Source organism: Paenibacillus athensensis (assembly GCF_004514475.2).
GTDB classification, from domain to species: Bacteria; Bacillota; Bacilli; order Paenibacillales; family NBRC-103111; genus Paenibacillus_AL; species Paenibacillus_AL athensensis.
Genome location: NZ_MYFO02000010.1, coordinates 161645 through 179466, shown reverse-complemented (window position 1 = coordinate 179466; position 17822 = coordinate 161645). Strand labels below are relative to the sequence as shown.

At 58.5% G+C, this 17822-nt stretch carries 21 protein-coding genes; 5 read left to right on the top strand and 16 right to left on the bottom strand.

Going from position 1 to position 17822, the window contains the following annotated elements:
• From B5M42_RS18150 to B5M42_RS18100, 11 genes are all read right to left on the bottom strand, one after another.
• Positions 1 to 795 carry a hypothetical protein gene (locus tag B5M42_RS18150; RefSeq protein WP_134753151.1) on the bottom strand — a complete coding sequence of 265 codons (795 nt, stop codon included), beginning with the start codon at positions 793 to 795 and terminating at the stop codon, positions 1 to 3.
• A 99-nt stretch (positions 796 to 894) separates the two neighbouring features.
• Positions 895 to 1746 (bottom strand): purine-nucleoside phosphorylase, encoded by an 852-nt coding sequence (locus tag B5M42_RS18145; RefSeq protein WP_134753149.1) that lies wholly within the window; start codon positions 1744 to 1746, stop codon positions 895 to 897.
• Between the two features lie 15 nt (positions 1747 to 1761).
• Positions 1762 to 2589, bottom strand: coding sequence for a purine-nucleoside phosphorylase (locus B5M42_RS18140; protein ID WP_134753147.1), 828 nt, complete (start codon positions 2587 to 2589; stop codon positions 1762 to 1764).
• Between the two features lie 30 nt (positions 2590 to 2619).
• Complete coding sequence (deoB, locus tag B5M42_RS18135) at positions 2620 to 3795, bottom strand: phosphopentomutase (protein WP_134753145.1); 1176 nt, start codon at positions 3793 to 3795, stop codon at positions 2620 to 2622.
• A 125-nt stretch (positions 3796 to 3920) separates the two neighbouring features.
• Positions 3921 to 4814 carry a site-specific tyrosine recombinase XerD gene (gene xerD / locus B5M42_RS18130; RefSeq protein WP_134753143.1) on the bottom strand — a complete coding sequence of 298 codons (894 nt, stop codon included), beginning with the start codon at positions 4812 to 4814 and terminating at the stop codon, positions 3921 to 3923.
• Positions 4815 to 4895: 81 nt separating this feature from the next.
• Positions 4896 to 5129 (bottom strand): DUF4227 family protein, encoded by a 234-nt coding sequence (locus tag B5M42_RS18125; RefSeq protein ID WP_134753141.1) that lies wholly within the window; start codon positions 5127 to 5129, stop codon positions 4896 to 4898.
• A gap of 48 nt (positions 5130 to 5177) precedes the next feature.
• Positions 5178 to 6296, bottom strand: a complete 1119-nt coding sequence (ald, locus tag B5M42_RS18120) for an alanine dehydrogenase (RefSeq protein WP_134753139.1) — start codon at positions 6294 to 6296, stop codon at positions 5178 to 5180.
• A gap of 333 nt (positions 6297 to 6629) precedes the next feature.
• Complete coding sequence (gene fur / locus B5M42_RS18115) at positions 6630 to 7100, bottom strand: ferric iron uptake transcriptional regulator (protein ID WP_134753137.1); 471 nt, start codon at positions 7098 to 7100, stop codon at positions 6630 to 6632.
• A gap of 100 nt (positions 7101 to 7200) precedes the next feature.
• Positions 7201 to 7839 carry a stage II sporulation protein M gene (spoIIM, locus tag B5M42_RS18110; protein ID WP_134753135.1) on the bottom strand — a complete coding sequence of 213 codons (639 nt, stop codon included), beginning with the start codon at positions 7837 to 7839 and terminating at the stop codon, positions 7201 to 7203.
• A gap of 75 nt (positions 7840 to 7914) precedes the next feature.
• Positions 7915 to 9117 carry an endonuclease Q family protein gene (locus B5M42_RS18105; protein WP_134753133.1) on the bottom strand — a complete coding sequence of 401 codons (1203 nt, stop codon included), beginning with the start codon at positions 9115 to 9117 and terminating at the stop codon, positions 7915 to 7917.
• A complete protein-coding gene (locus B5M42_RS18100; protein ID WP_134753131.1) occupies positions 9110 to 9676 on the bottom strand; it encodes an NUDIX domain-containing protein in 567 nt (188 codons plus the stop codon). The genes B5M42_RS18105 and B5M42_RS18100 overlap by 8 nt, the downstream gene beginning before the upstream one ends.
• A gap of 110 nt (positions 9677 to 9786) precedes the next feature.
• Between B5M42_RS18100 and mciZ the strand changes: the two genes are divergently transcribed.
• A complete protein-coding gene (gene mciZ / locus B5M42_RS18095) occupies positions 9787 to 10002 on the top strand; it encodes a Z-ring formation inhibitor MciZ (protein WP_134753129.1) in 216 nt (71 codons plus the stop codon).
• Positions 10003 to 10178: 176 nt separating this feature from the next.
• Positions 10179 to 10385, top strand: a complete 207-nt coding sequence (locus B5M42_RS18090; RefSeq protein WP_134753127.1) for a hypothetical protein — start codon at positions 10179 to 10181, stop codon at positions 10383 to 10385.
• A 202-nt stretch (positions 10386 to 10587) separates the two neighbouring features.
• Here B5M42_RS18090 and B5M42_RS18085 read toward each other — a convergent pair whose 3' ends face one another.
• On the bottom strand, positions 10588 to 11730 hold the full coding sequence (locus B5M42_RS18085) for a M20/M25/M40 family metallo-hydrolase (RefSeq protein WP_134753125.1): 1143 nt from the start codon (positions 11728 to 11730) through the stop codon (positions 10588 to 10590).
• Between the two features lie 75 nt (positions 11731 to 11805).
• On the opposite strand from B5M42_RS18085, the gene prli42 reads away from it, so the two are divergent.
• Positions 11806 to 11904, top strand: a complete 99-nt coding sequence (prli42, locus tag B5M42_RS18080) for a stressosome-associated protein Prli42 (protein ID WP_167689932.1) — start codon at positions 11806 to 11808, stop codon at positions 11902 to 11904.
• A gap of 8 nt (positions 11905 to 11912) precedes the next feature.
• Here prli42 and B5M42_RS18075 read toward each other — a convergent pair whose 3' ends face one another.
• The 4 genes from B5M42_RS18075 to lpdA all read right to left on the bottom strand — a co-directional run bounded on the left by B5M42_RS18075 (position 11913) and on the right by lpdA (position 16998).
• Positions 11913 to 13400, bottom strand: coding sequence for a dihydrolipoamide acetyltransferase family protein (locus tag B5M42_RS18075; protein ID WP_134753123.1), 1488 nt, complete (start codon positions 13398 to 13400; stop codon positions 11913 to 11915).
• 27 nt (positions 13401 to 13427) lie between these two features.
• The gene (locus B5M42_RS18070) at positions 13428 to 14408 is read right to left on the bottom strand and encodes an alpha-ketoacid dehydrogenase subunit beta (RefSeq protein ID WP_134753121.1); all 981 of its coding nucleotides are present in this window, start codon (positions 14406 to 14408) and stop codon (positions 13428 to 13430) included.
• A gap of 3 nt (positions 14409 to 14411) precedes the next feature.
• Positions 14412 to 15422, bottom strand: a complete 1011-nt coding sequence (locus tag B5M42_RS18065) for a thiamine pyrophosphate-dependent dehydrogenase E1 component subunit alpha (protein WP_134753119.1) — start codon at positions 15420 to 15422, stop codon at positions 14412 to 14414.
• A 151-nt stretch (positions 15423 to 15573) separates the two neighbouring features.
• Positions 15574 to 16998 (bottom strand): dihydrolipoyl dehydrogenase, encoded by a 1425-nt coding sequence (gene lpdA, locus B5M42_RS18060; protein WP_134753117.1) that lies wholly within the window; start codon positions 16996 to 16998, stop codon positions 15574 to 15576.
• Positions 16999 to 17163: 165 nt separating this feature from the next.
• Here lpdA and B5M42_RS18055 point away from each other — a divergent pair, with 165 nt between their 5' ends.
• Positions 17164 to 17424 carry a DUF2627 domain-containing protein gene (locus B5M42_RS18055; RefSeq protein WP_134753115.1) on the top strand — a complete coding sequence of 87 codons (261 nt, stop codon included), beginning with the start codon at positions 17164 to 17166 and terminating at the stop codon, positions 17422 to 17424.
• Between the two features lie 176 nt (positions 17425 to 17600).
• Positions 17601 to 17783, top strand: coding sequence for a hypothetical protein (locus tag B5M42_RS18050; RefSeq protein WP_134753113.1), 183 nt, complete (start codon positions 17601 to 17603; stop codon positions 17781 to 17783).
• The last annotated feature ends 39 nt before the right edge of the window (positions 17784 to 17822 follow it).

The window sequence follows — 17822 nt, the reverse complement described above, 5'->3', positions numbered from 1 at the left end:
TTAATGCCGAAACGGGATTATATCTCCTGTTGAACCATCCGCCCAAGAGGAGGTTGAACCTTCTTTCCTTTGTACACGATAAAAGCTGGTATGTTCCCCACTTACGCCTTCCTTCTCCCACCGTTCAATGAGCTTAACACGAAAATTCCCTTTACCGACTTGCTCAATATCCGTTGTGCGAGTGATTCGATACCCATCTGAACGAGTTTCAATAGTTTGGGTACGTTCATCCGGAAACAGCGATTCGTACGTGCCTGCTCCAGCTACCACAAATTTGACTGCTTCTTCGGCTGTATACTTTCCATCTTGTATATACCAGTAAGGATAATGTAATCCAAAACTGAATAGCCCCCATAATAAAGGGATCAAGGATACTATTTTCAACATTCTTTTGCCTGTAATATGTTTTTCATAAATGGCGTCAATGATAAAAAACATCAGAGCTACACTGCCACCATAGACCATCGTTAATGGAGTCATGAATACCAGCCCGCCCAATGCTCCCAGCAAGGTGTGCAAAATGCCGGAAACGATTAATTTTAGCTTCGCACCGAGTCTTCTTAATACAAGCTCCAAAAGAACAGAGACACCGATCCCGTAAACTAAAACAATGATAAACGTATACATAAAATAAACAAACATCACCGACCAAATATTGGATAAATATTCAAATAAATCGTTTCTGTTATATCCAAAAAAACCGGATGAAGTTCGTGTAATGAAAATAGGACTAGAAAGAATAAGAACGAAGTAACTAGACGAAAAAAAAGCTGAAAAAAGCTTCTTTGGCAGCATGACCCTTCCCCCTAAAAATAACACAAAGACCACTTCTCTTTAGACAACGATAATCCGAGAGGAGTGGTCATAGTGCTATTGAATTTTGAACCTCACACCCTACACATCCGCTTCCCTGACAAACGCCTTCACCAGCGCAATAAACCGCGGCTTCGTGCGGTTCGCCACAGCGACCACCTGCTCATGCGTCAGCGGCTCCAGCTCCTCGCCAATCGCCATGTCGGTAATGCAGGAAATGCCGAGCACGGCCAGTCCCGCATGGCGGGCTGCAATCACCTCGCCGACCGTCGACATGCCCACGGCGTCGCCGCCCAGACGCGCCAGCATCGTCAGCTCCGACGGCGTCATATAGGTTGGGCCCGTAATGCCGGCATAAACGCCCTCCTGCAAGCGCAGCGGGGCACCGCCCTCGCCGGGAATCTCCGCCGCCAGCCGGTGCGCCAGCTCGCGGTAGGTACGGCTGTACGCCTCGGACATGTCCGGGAAGCGCACGCCCAGCTCATCGTCGTTCGGTCCGATCAGAGGATTATCGCCGGTCAGGTTCAAATGATCGCGGATCAGCATCAAATCGCCCGGTTGGAACGCGCGGTTCATTCCCCCGGCAGCATTGGTCATCACGACCGTGTGGACGCCCAGCGCCTTCATGACGTAGACGGGGAACACGACTTTTTTCATCGCATAACCTTCATAATAATGAAAACGCCCCTGCATCACGATCACGGTTTTGCCTTCCAGTTGCCCGACGACAAAACGCCCGGCATGCCCTTCTACCGTCGAAACGGGAAAATACGGCACATCGCTGTAGTCAATCCCAACCGGCGCTTCGACCTGCTCGGCCAGATCGCCGAGCCCCGAGCCCAGCACCAGGCCGATGGCTGGCTCAAGCGCGCCCAGACGGCTGCGGATATACGCCGCCGCTTCCTGAATTTGTTGCACGTATGTCAATGTCACGGCACAAGCCCTCCTCTACAGCGCTTCGATAATGCCCAGCACCAGCTTCAAAAATTTCGGTTTCACCCGCTCCGTCGTCTCCATCACTTCCGCATGCGACAACGGCTGATCGAGAATGCCTGCCGCCATATTGGAAATGCAGGAGAAGCCCAGCACCTCGATGCCGGCATGGCGCGCCACAATCACCTCGGGCACCGTCGACATGCCCACGGCGTCTGCGCCCAGCGTGCGGAACATGCGAATTTCCGCCGGCGTCTCGTAATTCGGTCCCAGCAAGCCGACATAGACGCCTTCTTGCAGCGAAAAATCCATCTTCGCCGCAACGTCGTGCGCCAACGTGCGCAAACGACGGCTGTACGCCTCGGACATGTCCGGGAAGCGCACGCCCAGCGCATTGTCATTCGGGCCGATCAACGGGTTGCGGAACGTCATGTTCAGATGATCACTGATGACCATCAAATCGCCAACGTTGTACGATGTATTGATGCCGCCCGCCGCATTAGTAACGATCAACGTCGCCACGCCCAATTCCTTCATTACCCGCACGGGAAACGAAACCGTCTCTACGCCGTAGCCCTCATAGGCATGGAACCGCCCCTTCATGATCAGCACTTGCTTGCCCTGAATCTGCCCCGCGACAAGCTCGCCCGCGTGCCCCTCCACCGTCGATACGGGAAAATGCGGGATGCTGCTGTAGGGCACCACCGTCGGATGTTCAATCAGATCGGCCAGAACGCCCAGCCCCGAGCCCAGAATCAGCCCGATTTGCGGATCGGCGCCGATTTCCTTGCGAATATAGGCTGCCGCCTCGCGAATTTGCTCTATAACAGTCGATGTGGACACAACACATTCCTCGTTTCTCTATGTCTTTAATTATTTCAACAAGTGTAAAAAGCTTTCGCCGTTGCCCGTCGAAGCGACGCCGAAATTATCGGCAATCGTTGCGCCCAAATCGGCGAACGTGCTGCGCACCCCGATCGAAGCGGGCTGCTGCAGCGACGGACTGTACAGCAGGACCGGCACATATTCACGCGTGTGGTCCGTACCGGCGTGAATCGGATCGTTGCCGTGATCGGCCGTCAATATCAGCAGGTCGTTCGGCCCCAGCGCCGCCATCAGCTCGGGCAGCCGGGCGTCGAAATCCTCCAGCGCCTTGGCATAGCCCTGCGGGTCGCGGCGATGGCCGTACAGCGAATCAAAGTCAACCAGATTCGTAAACGCCAGCCCGCGGAACGGCGAACGCAGCGTTTCCAGCGTTTTCTCGATGCCGTCTTCGTTGCTCTTGGTCGGCATCGCGCGCGTGACGCCTTCGCCGGAGTAAATGTCGTTGATTTTACCAATCGCAATCACGTCCAGCCCCGCGTCCTTCACATGGTTCATGACGGTTGCTTCCGGCGGCTTCACCGCGTAGTCGTGCCGGTTCGGTGTCCGCTTGAATGCGCCGGGCTGTCCGACATACGGCCGGGCAATGACGCGTCCAACGGCAAATTCGTCCTGCAGCGTCAACCGCCGGGCAATCGCGCAGGCGCGATACAGCTCCTCCAGCGGAATCACCTCTTCATGAGCGGCAAGCTGGAACACGCTGTCGGCTGACGTATAGACGATCCACGCGCCCGTGCGCATCTGCTCCTCGCCCAGCTCATCCAGAATCTCCGTGCCCGACGCGGGCTTGTTGCCGATCACCTTGCGGCCCGTCTCTTCCTCGAAGGCGCGAATGAGCTTCTCCGGAAATCCGTCCGGATATACGTTAAAGGGGATCGTCACCTTGAGCCCCATCAATTCCCAATGCCCCGTCATTGTGTCCTTGCCAACGGAGACCTCGGCCATTTTGCCGTAATACGCCGCGGGCACTTCGGCCGCCGGAACGTTGCGCAGCTCGGCGATATTGCCAAGTCCCAGCTTTTGCATGGCAGGTAGCGCAAAGCCTTCATTCCGCTGGGCAATATGCCCGAGCGTATGGGAGCCCGTATCGCCAAAACGCGCGGCGTCCGGCAGCTCGCCGATTCCGACGCTGTCGAGCACAATCAGGCAAATTCTCTCAAAGCGCATCGTATCCCTCCCTCACTGACGGGTAGTGTTTACCCGTGTTTATTATCTCATTTCATGGGAATGATTGCAAAATGGCCGGACGGCAAAAACGGCTTGCCCCCTCACGGAAGCAAGCCCTCTTTCGCTTACATCTGCGCCCGCGGATGCGCGCGGTTGTAAACGTCCTTCATTTTCGTCCGGGTCACCTGTGTATAAATTTGCGTCGTGGAAATGTCAGCATGTCCGAGCATTTCCTGCACCGATTTCAAATCGGCGCCGTTCTCCAGCAAATGCGCAGCGAACGAATGGCGCAGCGTATGCGGCGTAATATCCTTGCTGATGCCAAGCTCGCGCGCATAACGCTTCATGATTTTCCAAAAGCCTTGCCGCGTCATTGCCGTGCCCAAATGGCCGATAAACAAGGCCTGCTCCGCAGGATTTTTCAACAGACGCGACCGGCCGCCTTGCAGATACGCCTCCAGACAGCGCACCGCCATTGCCCCGATCGGAATGATCCGTTCCTTGCCCGCTTTGCCAACACAGCGGATGTAGCCCATTTGCAGATTGAGATCGTCAACCGGCAGCGCGATCAGCTCCGACACGCGAATGCCTGTCGCATACAGCAGCTCCAGCATCGCCTTATCCCGCAAGCCGCCTACGGTTGCCGTTTGCGGCGCATCCAGCAGCGTGGCGATTTCCTGAACGGTCAGCACCGTCGGTACTTTTTTCTCCAGCTTGGGCGTCTCGATGAACATGGAAGGATCGCTTTCCATGACCCGTTCGCGAACCAGAAATTGATACAACGCGCGAATGGACACCAGCATCCGTGAAATCGTCGCCGCTGCGCGGCCGCGCTGCTTCAGTCCGGCAACATAGCCGGCCAGCTGCGTTTTGCCCGAATCCCGCCACTCGCGTACGCCCTGAGCCTGCAAATAATCCATATATTGCAGCAGATCGCGTTCGTAAGATTCCAGCGTATTGCGGGATAGACGCTTCACCACGGACACATGGTGCATAAAAGCCTGCAGGTCATTTTTCACGGTCCACGTTACCCCTTCGCCTCGTACTTTCGTTCTGCTCTAACCATTCCACACAACATTTCCAAATTCCTCTTTATTCAGCTACTCCCCATACCAATAAAACAAGCGCAGCCGGTCGCCCATGCTGCCGTTTTCGTTCAGGGACACATGCTGATTAAACACCTTGGCCGCTTGGCCGCCCGGAGACCTGTACTTCTCCGTAGGCTCAATCCAGCCGTCGACAGCTGACATCAATTGATACAACAGGAACGTCAGCACCATAAAAAACAGCAAAAACCGCATGCGAGCCAGCGTTTTCCGATAAGAAAAGATCATAGCCAGTCCTCCGTTTCTTTAAGACAGGATATGATCTCGATTTTGTATTTATGACCGCTCAAGCGGCAGCGGCACGTAGGGCATTCCTAACGCCTCGGCAACAGCCGGATGCGTAACCGCGCCGTGGAACGTATTGACGCCAAGCTGGAGCGCCGGATTGGCGGCCACGGCCTGCGCCACGCCTTTGTTCGCCAGCTCCAGCGCATAAGGCAGCGTCACATTCGTCAGCGCCAGCGTCGAGGTGCGCGGCACCGCGCCGGGCATATTGGCCACGGCGTAATGGATAACGCCGTGCTTTTCATACGTCGGCTCGCTATGCGTCGTCACCCGGTCGATCGTCTCGATCGAGCCGCCCTGATCGACGGCCACGTCGACGATGACCGCGCCCGGCTTCATCTGCCGCACCATCGCCTCGGTGACGAGCCGCGGCGCGCGCGCGCCCGGAATGAGCACGGCGCCGATCAGCAGATCGGCCCGCTGCACCGCGCCGGCGATATTGTGCGGGCTCGACATCAGCGTGCGCAGCCGCCCGTCGAAGATGTCGTCGAGCGCGCGCATCCGTTCAGCGCTGCGCTCGATGACGATGACGTTCGCGCCGAGGCCAAGCGCCATCTTCGCCGCGTTCGTGCCGACGATGCCGCCGCCGAGGATGACGACGTCCGCCGGCGGCACGCCCGGCACGCCGCCGAGCAGCACGCCGCGCCCGCCGTAAAACTTCTCCAGCAGATGCGCGCCAATCTGCACCGACATGCGGCCGGCCACCTCGCTCATCGGCGTGAGCAGCGGCAGCGCGCCGCCCGGCAGCTGGATCGTCTCGTAGGCGATGCCCGTGACGCCTGCCTGTACCAGCCGCGCCGCCAAATCACCGGCAGCGGCCAAATGCAAATAGGTGAACAACGTCAGCCCCGGCCGGAAATACCCATATTCGGCCGGCAACGGCTCCTTCACCTTCATCACAAGCTCGCTGCCGTTCCAAACGGCGGCAGCGTCGGCCAGCAGCGTCGCGCCTTCGCTGCGGTACGCTTCGTCGGGGAAGCCGCTGCCTTCTCCAGCCCCGCACTCCACCAGCACCTGGTGGCCGGCAGCCTGCAGCATCGCGGCGCCGCCCGGCGTCAAGGCGACGCGATTCTCGTTGTTTTTGATCTCCTTGGGTACTCCGATAATCATGATACGTCCCCTCCTCCTCCAACTCGAACTTCCCCTGACCTCTCTGCGACGGGCCACACCCGCAAAGCCGGGTCCTCTATGGAAGAAGCTGTTTCTGATTCCAGCCTTTCCTTTCCTTGTAGCAAATAAACCGCAAGCTTGTCAAGGAATTTACACGGCGGCCGAACCGCCACCGCCGACTGCCCGGCGCGTTTCGCGGCGAACGCTTCGTCTGCCGCTGGTTCCGTTCGCAAATATCGCCCTAACAAAAAACACCGATACCCCCAGGGCATCGGCTTCTAAATCGTCTATCGCATCCGCTTGCGCGGCATTAGTTGTCGCAACCTAACTCGCTTATTCCTTCTTGCCTTCCCCGTCATCCTTGGCTTTGCCGCTGCAGCGGTAACAAATGCCCTGGAAATCCAGCCGGTGATCCAGCACTTGAAAATGAAACTCGCGCTCCAGCCGCTCCTCCAGCGGTCCAAGCCAATCCTCCATAATCTCGTCGACTGCGCCGCATTGGACGCAAATCAAATGATGATGGTGGTGGCGGGTGCTGTCGCTGCGCAAATCGTAGCGGGCAACGCCGTCGCCGAAATTCATTTTCTCCACGACATGCAAATCGCTCAGCAGCTCCAGCGTGCGGTATACCGTGGCCAGACCAATCTCCGGTGCCTTATCGCGGACCAGCATGAATACGTCCTCAGCGCTCAGATGATCCTCTTCGTTCTCAAGCAACACGCGCACGGTCGCTTCCCGTTGAGGGGTCAGCTTGTACCCTTGGGATTGCAGTTGCTGTTTGATCTTCTCAATCCTTGTCTCCATACTCCCTCACCCTCAATGCGCTGGGCCCATGCCCGATTTCAGCCGCTTTCTTCATTATAGGGCGTGGTTCGGGAAGAAGTCAAACATTTGTACGAACGCTTCAATAGAGTCCAGCCAGCGTTGGCGTTACCCAGCGAATCAGCTCCGGCGACAAATACCCCTCATACAAAGCCGCTCCCAGCAAAAACACTGCCATAACCAGCGTCACCGACGTATAGCGCATAAAGGACGTATACATCGAGCCCCGACGCTGGAGGAACCGATTTTTGATCATATAGAGGGAAAAAGCCATCGCAGCCACGCTGCATACCAGCAGCGCCGGAATGATGATCAGGTTTTGCGGCGCAATCGACGCCAGCGCAAACAGCAAACCCGGCCACGACATCTGCCCGACGAGATAACCGACAGAAAAGCCGATCAGTACGCCCTTGAGGAAGTCGAGCACGAGAATCAGCGGCAGCCCGATGATCGAAAGCCCGAACAGCCAGATCAGCAGCAGCCACTTCATATGCATGCCGAACGACTGCGTGAACGACTGCTGGCTGTCGAACGCCACGCCCTCATTCATTTGCTGAAAAAAACTGCCCAAATGACGCGACATTTCCTGCTTTTGATCCAGCGACAGCGCATTGACCATCACCGCGCCGAACACAACGCCGATCACAAACAGCACCGAGACGAAAATGTACAGCGACAAATGCTCCTTCATATCCTGCTTTAGCGATAGGCTCCTGTTCATCCCGCTGCTCCTTCCTTCGTAAACACCTTTACAAAGACAAGCATATGAGAGACGAGCCCGATCTATGATCAAAAATTACTGCTCCGCCGCCTGCGTCACTGCCGATGCGCGCGCCACCCGCCCGTATTTGCCGCCCCCGCCGGCCTCCAGCGCCAGCGTCCCCGCCCGGGCCTGACCGATGCGCGCGGCCAGCTCCTCGCCGCCGGCCTCGGCCAGCTCGCCGAGCGAGGCGCGGTGCAGGATGTTCATTTCCGTGCCAAAGCGGTCCAAGAGACGCTCCAGCGTCTTGCGCCCAAGGCCCGGCATGAACTCCAGCGGCACCTGGAAGCGGTACGGCGGGCGGTAGTCGGGAACGACCGGCTCCGCACGGTCGGCAATCGCGGCGATGCGGTCCATGACGCCGCGCACGATTTTGCCGCTGCCGCATAGCGGGCAGCGTTCGGCTGCAATCGCCGCCTCATCGGTGATCGATTCGCACGCACCGCAATAGGTGCGGTGGTATTTGCCAAGGCGCGGATTGAGGCCGTAATTGGCCAGCACGCCCCGGCCGTCCTGGCGCGCCAGCGCCTTGACCAGCTCGGCGTAGCTGGGCTCGGCCAGCGCCAGCTCGTTATATTCGCGGCCGATTTTGCCAAGCGAATGGGCGTCGGAGTTGGTCACGTACGTGTAACGGTCCAGCTCCGACAGCAAGCCGGCCATCTCCGAGTCGGCGCTCAGGCCCAGCTCGACGGCAGCGATGCCGTCCAGGTCCAGCAGCCGCTCCATCCGCTCGGCCGCGCTGCCGTACACGCTTTTGTGCGGCGTAAAAATATGCGCCGGAATCAGGATGCCGCCGCGCCCGAGCACCTCGGCCTGCAGCTCGCGCGCCGGCACGTAAATCCGCTGCGAGCTCAGCTCGATATTTTTCATATACCGCCGCATCCAGCCGCTGAAGCTTTGCATCGCCGCCAGATCCGGCAAATAAGCAAGCAGGTGCGCCGGACCCATGCCGGGCTCGCGCACCTCGATCTCGCTGCCAAGCACAATCGTCGTCCCGCGGTAGCGAATGCCGCCTCCCGGCTGCTCGCTCATCTCGCCGCGGTCGAGATACGTCAGAATCTCGTCTTGCACAGTCGGGCTGTGGCAATCGATAATGCCGATCAGCTCAATGCCCTTGCGCTCCGACGCTTCGCGGGCGATGTTATAGAACGTCAAGTCTCGGGAACCGCTGATTTTCACCGCCGCCCCCTTCTCCGTCCGTCCGATATGAATGTGCAAATCCGCGTAACAGCTATTCATGACCGATCTGTCCGGTCAAGCGGTACAGCTGCCAGGCGTACACGGCCAGAATCGTCTTGGCGTCGCTGATTCGCTGCTCGCGAATATACCGCAGCGCCTCGTCGAGCGTAATCGCTTCGCATTCAAGGAACTCGTCTTCATCCGGCCGCGCTTCCCCTTTGACCAACTGCTCGGCGACATACAGGTGCAGAATCTCATCGGCAAACCCCGGCGACGTATAAAAGGAACAGACATGGCGGATCGACTCCGTCGTATAGCCCGTCTCCTCCTCCAGCTCGCGCCTTGCCGCCGTCAGCGGCTCCTCGCCCGGATCCAGCTTGCCGGCGGGGATTTCCACCTGGCTTTTCTCCAGCGGCTTGCGGTATTGCTCCACGACAATCAGCTTATCGTCCAAGAGCGCCAGCACTGCGACCGCTCCCGGATGCTTGACGATTTCCCGCGTTGCGGTGCCGCCACCCGGCAGCTGCACGGTATCAACCTGCAGCGAAATCATTTTGCCCTGAAAAATCGACTGCGTGCTTACCGTCACTTCTTCAAATTTCTTACCTGCCTCGCTCATCCGGCATGCCTCCATGGATATTGATTTGATGTTCATTTGCGTCATAGCTTGTCCCCTTGCTGCATATCGTTCATTATAACAAATCTATTCGCGAAAACGAGGGGATCGTCATGAAAAGCTACTGGTCGGACCATCAGCTGCGCATTGTCGGCAAGGCGTGGGAAATACGCCGGTATTTGCAGCTCATGCTGCAAAACGGAGGCGCGGAAACGAGACTCGCCGACTATCTGGAGTCAGGCCGCACGCCGTTGACGCGTTCCGCCGATATACCGGACGGCCGCGAACGGAGCGCCCGTCTGATTCCGTTTCCGGGAGGCCGGCTGTAGCTGGCACGAAGTGCACTTGCTCTCCCGCTTGGCCCGCGCCCGATACAGGCCGCAGGCTAATGTCAGGAATGTATGAGAAAAATCTGACAATCTCCAAATCGTTTGCTCATATCCCCGTAACTCTTTTCCGGCATAATGGACCTATGTTAAAAATGAAAAGATAAGGGGATGATCTGATGCTGCGAATACGGCTTCTCCTCCGCCACTCTGTCAACCGTACGCTGCTGGTGCTTGGATTGATTCTGGCCGTGCTGATCGTACTTCCGGAAAATGCTGCCGTTGGCGAGCATGTGAACGCCGCTTTCGCCCTTGCGGGAATAATCGCGTTATTTCTCGCCGTCAGTGTGCAGCGGATAAACCGTCGAATCAACGCCCGTCTCTAATCCATACCCGCAAACAACAAAACCACCCTGACCGAATGAAACTGCCCGTCCCTTGCCAGACGCAACAAGCAAGGACGGGCAGTTCACATTCGAAGGGTGGTTTTGTTGCTGTCACGACAGCCAGCCGCCTCGCGCTTCCAAGCAGCGAGCTCTGGCTTCAGGGCTAACTTCGTCCGCAGGCTTCGCAGGCTGACGCGCCGAACTAAGCGCCCGACGCCGCCTCCTGCACAATCGCCACGACCAGCTCGGCCGTCTTGACCAGATCGCTGATCGCAATGCGTTCTTTCGTCGTGTGAATGTCGAGATAACCGATCGCCAGATTGACCGTCGGAATCCCCATGCCGTTGAAAATATTCGCGTCGCTGCCGCCGCCCGAATGGAACGTGCGCGGCGTCAAACCCAGCCGGGCCAGCGCCCGCGACGCCAGCTGCACGACAGGAGCTGTATCCTCGTGCATGTAGGACGCGTAAGCGATATCGGCCTGAAACTCGCAGCTCGTTCCGGCATCGGCCGCCGCCGATTCGCACGCCTCGCGCATCGCGGTCAGCTGCGCTTCCAGCTTGCTCTGCACGATGCTGCGCGCCTCGGCCTCCAGCCGCACGCGGTCGCAGACGACGTTCAGCGGCCCGACGCCGGCGAAGCTGCCGATGTTGGCCGTCGTTTCCTTGTCGATGCGCCCCAGCGGCATGCGCGACACCGCGCGGCTGGCGACTTGAATCGCGCTGATGCCGTCCTCGGGATTAACGCCGGCGTGAGCCGAGCGGCCGTGGAACGTAATCGCGATTTCCGCGCGGCCCGGAGCCGCCGTGGCAATATCGCCGATGGCGCCGTTGGAGTCGAGCGCAAAGCCGTAGACGGCGTCAATGACGCCGGGAGCCATCGCCCGTGCGCCCTTGAGTCCCGATTCCTCGCCGACGGTGATCACGAACTGCACCTGCCCGTGCGGCTCACCGCTCTCGCGCAGCACCCGCAGCGCCTCAAGCATAGCGGCAATGCCCGCCTTGTCGTCGCTGCCGAGAATCGTCGTGCCGTCGCTGCGGATGTAGCCGTCGTCGCCGATTTGCGGGCGGATGCCCTGACCGGGAGCGACGGTATCCATATGCGACGTAAAGAAAATGCGCGGGATCGCGTTCAGATCCGCCGCCCCGGGAGAAGCCGCCAGCGTACAAATCAGATTGCCTGCGCCATGCCCGCTGCGGGCCATCGAATCGTCTTCGGTCACCGACAGGCCCAGCGCTTCGAATTTAAGCTTGAGCACGGCGCTGATCTGCTGCTCGAACCTCGTTTCGCTGTCGATTTGCACCAGCTCGATAAACTCCTGAACCAGACGTTGAGAATCGATCATGACACTTTCCTCCGATGCTTGCGATGAGTTACAATAAGGGTTGACAAGCCATCCATAAAAAGGAGTGAACAAGCCTTGTATAACAACAAGCTTTGGTTCAAACTGGTCATCTACATCATGCTGCTTGCCATCGTGGCATCGACCATTTTGTTCACAGTCAGCTTATTCCAGTAGTTTCTGCCTTAGTATAGTTTCGTATCGGAATTATATGCCTCCAGATTTTCCTTAACCCGCTGCAAAAATCTTCCGCAAATGACGCCGTCCAGAATCCGATGGTCAAGCGACAAGCACAAGTTGACCATCGAGCGCACGGCAATCATATCCTGAATAACAACCGGCTTTTTCACAATGGATTCGAACGTTAAAATGGCCGCCTGCGGGTAGTTGATGATCGGGTACGACAGGATCGAACCAAACGCGCCGGTATTGTTCACCGTAAATGTGCCGCCCGTCAAATCGTCCAAAGCCAGCTTGCCCGCCCGCGCCTTGCGCGACAGCTCGTCGATCTCGCGCGCGAGACCGGCGATATTTTTTTGATCGGCTTTCTTGATCACCGGGGTCAATACCGAATCCTCTGTGCCGACGGCCAGCGACAGGTTGATGTCGCGCTTGACGATGATTTTATCAACCGCCCACACGGAATTCATAATCGGATAATCCTTGATCGCACCGACTACTGCTTTGAGCAGGAACGCCAGATACGTCAGATTGACGCCTTCCCGGCGCATGAACTCGTCCTTGACCTTGTTGCGCAGCACGACGAGATTGGTCACGTCGACTTCGATCATCGTCCAAGCGTGTGGAATTTCCGTCACGCTTTGGCGCATTTTGCTGGCAATCGTGTTGCGGATCGGCGTGACATCGATGAAATACTCGCTGCGCGAGTCGGAAGGCTGACCTTCGACTTCAATCAGCGGCGTCGGCGGATTCGCCGACAGATGGATGCCCGTGCTGCGCACCGGCACCTTGGCCTGCGGCGCGGTTTCACCGCCGCCAAAGGCGGCCTGCTGCGGCTGCGGCGCATACGAAGCCGGAGGGCTCGGCTGCTGTGCCGATCCGCCGCCGCCGTAAGGCTGCTGCGACGCTCCGGCCGCTGCTGCCGGCCCGCCTGCCGCTGCCGACGCACCGCCAACGGGCTGCGCCTGCGCCCCACGCGCATCGTAGCGCGCCTTGTCCTCCGCCACAAAGCCGGCGGCGACGAACTGCTCGACGTCCTTGCGCGTAATCCGCCCGCCGAGGCCCGTGCCCGGCACGCGTGACAGGTCGACGTGGTAATCCGCAGCCAGCCGCTGCACGGCAGGCGAATAACGGCCGCGCATTTCACCGCCGCCAGTCTCCATCGCCGCGTAATTTTGCGTCGCGCTGCTGCCCGCACCCGCTGCCTGCGGCGCATCGGCCGCCGGCGATGCCTCGCCCGGCTGCTCGACCAGGCAAATCGCCTGCCCGACTGCAGCGGTCTCTCCTTCCCCGACGAGAATTTTAACCAGCCGGCCTTCCACCGGCGACGGCATTTCCGTGTTCACCTTCTCGGTGAACAATTCACACAACACTTCGTATTGCTCGATATAATCGCCCGGCTGCTTGAGCCATTTGCCGATTTGCGCCGAGACGAGGCTTTCCGCCAAATGGGGAACCGTCACCTCGGCAATCCGTTCGTTCGCTGCATTCATGCGCGTACCTCCCACATGTCCACGTTCTTAAAACCTGGCAAGCTTATACATTGCATCCTTCACCTTATCCGGGCTGAGCAGGAAAAATTTCTCCATCGGCGGATTGTTGCCCACGGCCGGCACGTCCGGCCCGCACAAGCGGGCAATCGGCGCGTCGAGCTCGAACAGCAGCTCCTCGGCGATGATCGCCGACACTTCCGCCCCGACGCCGCCCGTCTTGTTATCTTCGTGTACAATCAGCACCTTGCCCGTCTTCGACGCAGCGGCAAGAATCGCTTCCTTGTCCAGCGGCTGGATCGTGCGCAGATCGAGGATATGCGCGCTGATGCCTTCCTTCGCCAGCTCCGCCGCTGCAAGCAACGCATAATGGACGGTGATGCCGTAAGAGATGACCGTAATGTCCGTGCCTTCGCGTTTGACGTCGGCTTTGCCGATCGGCACGATGTAATCCTGCTCCGGCACGTCTGCCGACAGCGCCAGGTAACATTTTTTATGCTCAAAATACAGCACCGGGTCCGGGTCGCGAATCGCCGCCTTGAGCAGTCCCTTCGCATCGTAAGGGTTCGACGGAGCGACGATCTTCAAACCCGGCGTGCCGAAAAACACCGATTCCGGACATTGCGAGTGATACAGCGCGCTTGCGCCCGTCGCGCCGTATGGCGCGCGCACGACGAGCGGACAGCTCCAGTCGTTGTTGGAGCGGTAGCGGATTTTGGCCGCTTCACTGATGATCTGGTTCGTAGCCGGAAAAATAAAGTCGGCGAACTGAATTTCGGCAATCGGCTTCATGCCGTACATTGCAGCGCCAATCGCCGCGCCAACAATGGCCGACTCGGCCAGCGGCGTATCGAGCACACGCTCTTCACCGAACAAATCGCGCAGTCCCTTGGTCGTGTTCAGCACACCGCCCTTGCCGACGTCTTCGCCAAGGACGAATACGTTGTCGTCAGCTTGCATTTCCTCCTGCATCGCCGATCGAATCGCTTCCAAATAAGTGATTACAGCCATCGCCTATCGTCCCTCCCCTTCCGCATACACGTGGAGGAGCGTATCCTCCGGCTTCGGATAAGGCGCGAGATCGGCATATTTCGTCGCCTCGTTCACTTCCTGCTTCTGCCGCTCCTGCAGCTGACTGTCCTGCTCCTCGCTCCACAAGCCGCACTCGATCAAATACTGCTTGAACTTCGGCAAGCCGTCGCGTCCGCGCATCTCTTCAACCTCTTCGCGCGTCCTGTACAGCATATCGTCGTCCGACGTCGAATGCGGCGAAATGCGGTATGTCACCAGCTCGATCAGCGTCGGGCCTTCGCCGCGCACCGCGCGCTCGCGCGCTTCTTTCGTCACCCGGTATACCTCCAGCGCATCCGTCCCGTCCACCTGATAGCCGGGGAAGCCGTAGCCCAGCGCGCGGTCGGCGATTTTGCCGGATACCTGCTTGTGCAGCGGGACGGAGATCGCATATTGATTGTTTTCGCAGACAATGATCATCGGCAGCTTGTGCACGCCGGCAAAGTTGCAGCCCTCGTGGAAATCGCCCTGATTGCTGGAGCCTTCGCCAAACGTCACTAGCGTGACGAAATCCTGCTTCTTCATCTTGGCGGCCAGCGCAATGCCGACGGCATGCGGCACCTGGGTCGTCACCGGCGAAGAGCCCGTTACGATATTCAGGCGCTTGGCCCCGAAATGACCGGGCATCTGCCGCCCGCCGCTGTTAACGTCCTCCGCTTTGCAAAACAGCGAAAGCATCAAATCCTTCACCGTCATGCCGATCGACAGCACGAAAGCGAAATCGCGGTAGTAAGGCAAAAAGTAATCTTTATACGGCTGCATGGCAAACGCCATACCCACTTGTCCGGCCTCCTGGCCGATTCCGGAAATATGAAACGGCACCTTGCCCGCGCGTTGCAGCATCAAGCCGCGATCGTCATACTTGCGGGCCAGCGACATCATCTCATACATGCGTACCGCTTCTTCATCCGACAGACCCAAGCTTCGGTGTTTGGAGAGTTGACCGATTGACATGGAGTGTGCCTCCTTTATTTTTTATTACCTGGTCCTAATACTTGGCACTATAAATTTATTATAAACGCAATCGCGTATGAATACAATTTTATGTTTCGAAGAAACGGCTACGCCTGCTATATGCAGCGCAGCCGTCGGGTCCGCGTGCCGCCTAGCCGCTGATCGCCATGCCGTCCACGGCCAGCATCGCTTCGCCCAGCGCCTCCGACAGCGTCGGATGCGGATGAATCGTTTGCCCGACCTCCCACGGCGTCGCATTGAGCACCTGAGCCAGCGCCGCTTCCGTAATGTTGTCGGTCACGTGCGGTCCGATCATGTGAACGCCCAGAATATCGTTCGTCTTGGCGTCGGCCACGACTTTGACGAAGCCGTCCGCGTCGCCGTAGACGAGCGCCTTGCCGACAGCCTTGAAGCTGAAGCGGCCGGTTTTGACGCTGTGTCCGCGTTCGCTCGCCTGCTGCTCCGTCCAGCCGATGCTGGCGATTTCCGGACGCGTGTACGTGCAGCGCGGCACCAGCCGGGCGTCCAGCGCATGCGGCTGGCCTCCGGCGATATGCTCGGCGGCGATGATCCCTTCGTGTCCGGCGACGTGCGCCAGCATCAGCCCGCCGACCACGTCGCCAACCGCGTAAATATGCGATTCGGCCGTTTGCATGAAGCCGTTGACGCTGACGCAGCCGTTCTCGACCTTGACGTCCGTATTCTCCAGCCCGATGCCTTCGACGTTCGCGACGCGGCCCACGGACACGAGCGCTTTCTCCGCCGACAGCTCGATCCGCTCGCCCTTCTGCTCGGCTTCCAGAATCAACCGGCCGTCTTCGAAGCGCAGCGTATCCGGAAGCACCTTCGCGCCGGTTACGATACGGATGCCGCGCCCCCGGAATACGCGCTCAAGCTCGCGCGACACGTCCGCGTCCTCTTGCGCCACGAGCCGCTTGTCCAGCTCGACAATCGTCACCTCCACGCCGAAATCGCAAAGCATCGATGCCCACTCGACGCCGATCACGCCGCCGCCGATAATCAGCATCGACGCTGGCAGGCTGTCCATATTCAGCGCGCCTTCGCTGGAAAGAATCCGCTCGTCGTCGATCGTCAGTCCCGGCAGACTGCGCGGCCGCGAGCCCGTGGCAATGATCAGATTGTCCGACAGCAGCATCTCCAGCTCGCCGTCCTCGCGCTCAACCGAAACCGCTCCGCTGCGCGGCGAAAAGATCGACGGCCCGATGATCCGCCCGCTGCCGTGGTGAACGGTGATCTGATGTTTTTTCATCAAAAACTGCAAGCCCTGGTGCAGCTGGCCGACGATTTTCTCCTTGCGCGCCAGCACCCCACCGAAATTCAGCTCCACCCCGGTGGCGGCAATGCCGTAGCTCTCGCTCTCTTTCATCGTGGCCAGCACCTCGGCGCTGCGCAGCAGTGCCTTGCTCGGGATGCAGCCCCGATGCAGGCACGTGCCGCCAAGCTTGTCCCGATCGACAAGCGCCACCTTTTTGCCCAGCTGCGCAGCGCGAATAGCCGCCGTGTACCCGCCGACGCCTCCGCCCAGCACCACTACATCATATCTATATTCACTCATCGCTTCCGGCTCCTCCTTGGGTTGACGATCCTAGTTATTCTCATATGTATACGCTGTATCTCTACTATATTACCCTTTTTTACCGGCGGAATCATAGTCTTATTTCGCGATTAGACACGAAAAGCGATTCAAGGTATGATGATAGAAAAACATCGAGGAGTACCTATGAAAGCGCCTTTTTTCAGACTGATCGCCATCCTGATGCTCGTCATTCCGGGTCTGACCGCCACATATGGATTTCTGGCGATGAAGGACGCCTTTTTCGCGCAGTTTGGCGGGCCCGACCGCCATATGCTGTGGGGCAAATTCACGCTTGGCTTCGTATTGTTCGCATTGGGCGTAGCGTTTATCGGCGGCTGGACGTTTTTTCGCGACCGCAAGCGCAACTATGTCGCGCCGCGCTTCAAAGCCAAACGACGCAAATAAGCCGGAGTTCCCCCGGCCGGCGCGCTTGCCGTCTTCGCTCCGTTCGCGAGCGCAGCCGGGCAAGCTTATTGGTCGTGCTGCTTCCCAGCATGCTGTTTGGCCTGCAGGCTCAGGTATGATTTTCCTTGTTCATGGAGAGAACTGCTGGTAACCCCCCATAAAGGAGATGACAAGCGATGGAGCTAAACATGAGCGCAGATGAAGTGCTGAGCCAAATTGTGCAGCTTCACAACAGCGGAGAACTACTGACGAAAAAAAATGTGAAGAAGCAGCATCCCGATTTGATGAAAAACGCCCTGTACTACTATCCCAGTTGGGAGCATGCCGTGCAGAAAACCGGCGTTTCGATCGTCCATTGATATTAGCTATAAGCCCGCAGCTCCGCACGGACCTTACAA

What these genes read in the sequence shown, in the direction of transcription:
- B5M42_RS18150 (WP_134753151.1), bottom strand. Translation starts at nt 795, where the DNA reads ATGCTGCCAAAGAAGCTTTTTTCAGCTTTTTTTTCGTCTAGTTACTTC.
- deoB (WP_134753145.1), bottom strand. Translation starts at nt 3,795, where the DNA reads ATGCGCTTTGAGAGAATTTGCCTGATTGTGCTCGACAGCGTCGGAATC.
- B5M42_RS18125 (WP_134753141.1), bottom strand. Translation starts at nt 5,129, where the DNA reads ATGATCTTTTCTTATCGGAAAACGCTGGCTCGCATGCGGTTTTTGCTG.
- ald (WP_134753139.1), bottom strand. Translation starts at nt 6,296, where the DNA reads ATGATTATCGGAGTACCCAAGGAGATCAAAAACAACGAGAATCGCGTC.
- fur (WP_134753137.1), bottom strand. Translation starts at nt 7,100, where the DNA reads ATGGAGACAAGGATTGAGAAGATCAAACAGCAACTGCAATCCCAAGGG.
- spoIIM (WP_134753135.1), bottom strand. Translation starts at nt 7,839, where the DNA reads ATGAACAGGAGCCTATCGCTAAAGCAGGATATGAAGGAGCATTTGTCG.
- B5M42_RS18105 (WP_134753133.1), bottom strand. Translation starts at nt 9,117, where the DNA reads ATGAATAGCTGTTACGCGGATTTGCACATTCATATCGGACGGACGGAG.
- B5M42_RS18100 (WP_134753131.1), bottom strand. Translation starts at nt 9,676, where the DNA reads ATGAGCGAGGCAGGTAAGAAATTTGAAGAAGTGACGGTAAGCACGCAG.
- mciZ (WP_134753129.1), top strand. Translation starts at nt 9,787, where the DNA reads ATGAAAAGCTACTGGTCGGACCATCAGCTGCGCATTGTCGGCAAGGCG.
- B5M42_RS18090 (WP_134753127.1), top strand. Translation starts at nt 10,179, where the DNA reads ATGCTGCGAATACGGCTTCTCCTCCGCCACTCTGTCAACCGTACGCTG.
- B5M42_RS18085 (WP_134753125.1), bottom strand. Translation starts at nt 11,730, where the DNA reads ATGATCGATTCTCAACGTCTGGTTCAGGAGTTTATCGAGCTGGTGCAA.
- B5M42_RS18075 (WP_134753123.1), bottom strand. Translation starts at nt 13,400, where the DNA reads ATGAATGCAGCGAACGAACGGATTGCCGAGGTGACGGTTCCCCATTTG.
- B5M42_RS18070 (WP_134753121.1), bottom strand. Translation starts at nt 14,408, where the DNA reads ATGGCTGTAATCACTTATTTGGAAGCGATTCGATCGGCGATGCAGGAG.
- B5M42_RS18065 (WP_134753119.1), bottom strand. Translation starts at nt 15,422, where the DNA reads ATGTCAATCGGTCAACTCTCCAAACACCGAAGCTTGGGTCTGTCGGAT.
- lpdA (WP_134753117.1), bottom strand. Translation starts at nt 16,998, where the DNA reads ATGAGTGAATATAGATATGATGTAGTGGTGCTGGGCGGAGGCGTCGGC.
- B5M42_RS18055 (WP_134753115.1), top strand. Translation starts at nt 17,164, where the DNA reads ATGAAAGCGCCTTTTTTCAGACTGATCGCCATCCTGATGCTCGTCATT.
- B5M42_RS18050 (WP_134753113.1), top strand. Translation starts at nt 17,601, where the DNA reads ATGGAGCTAAACATGAGCGCAGATGAAGTGCTGAGCCAAATTGTGCAG.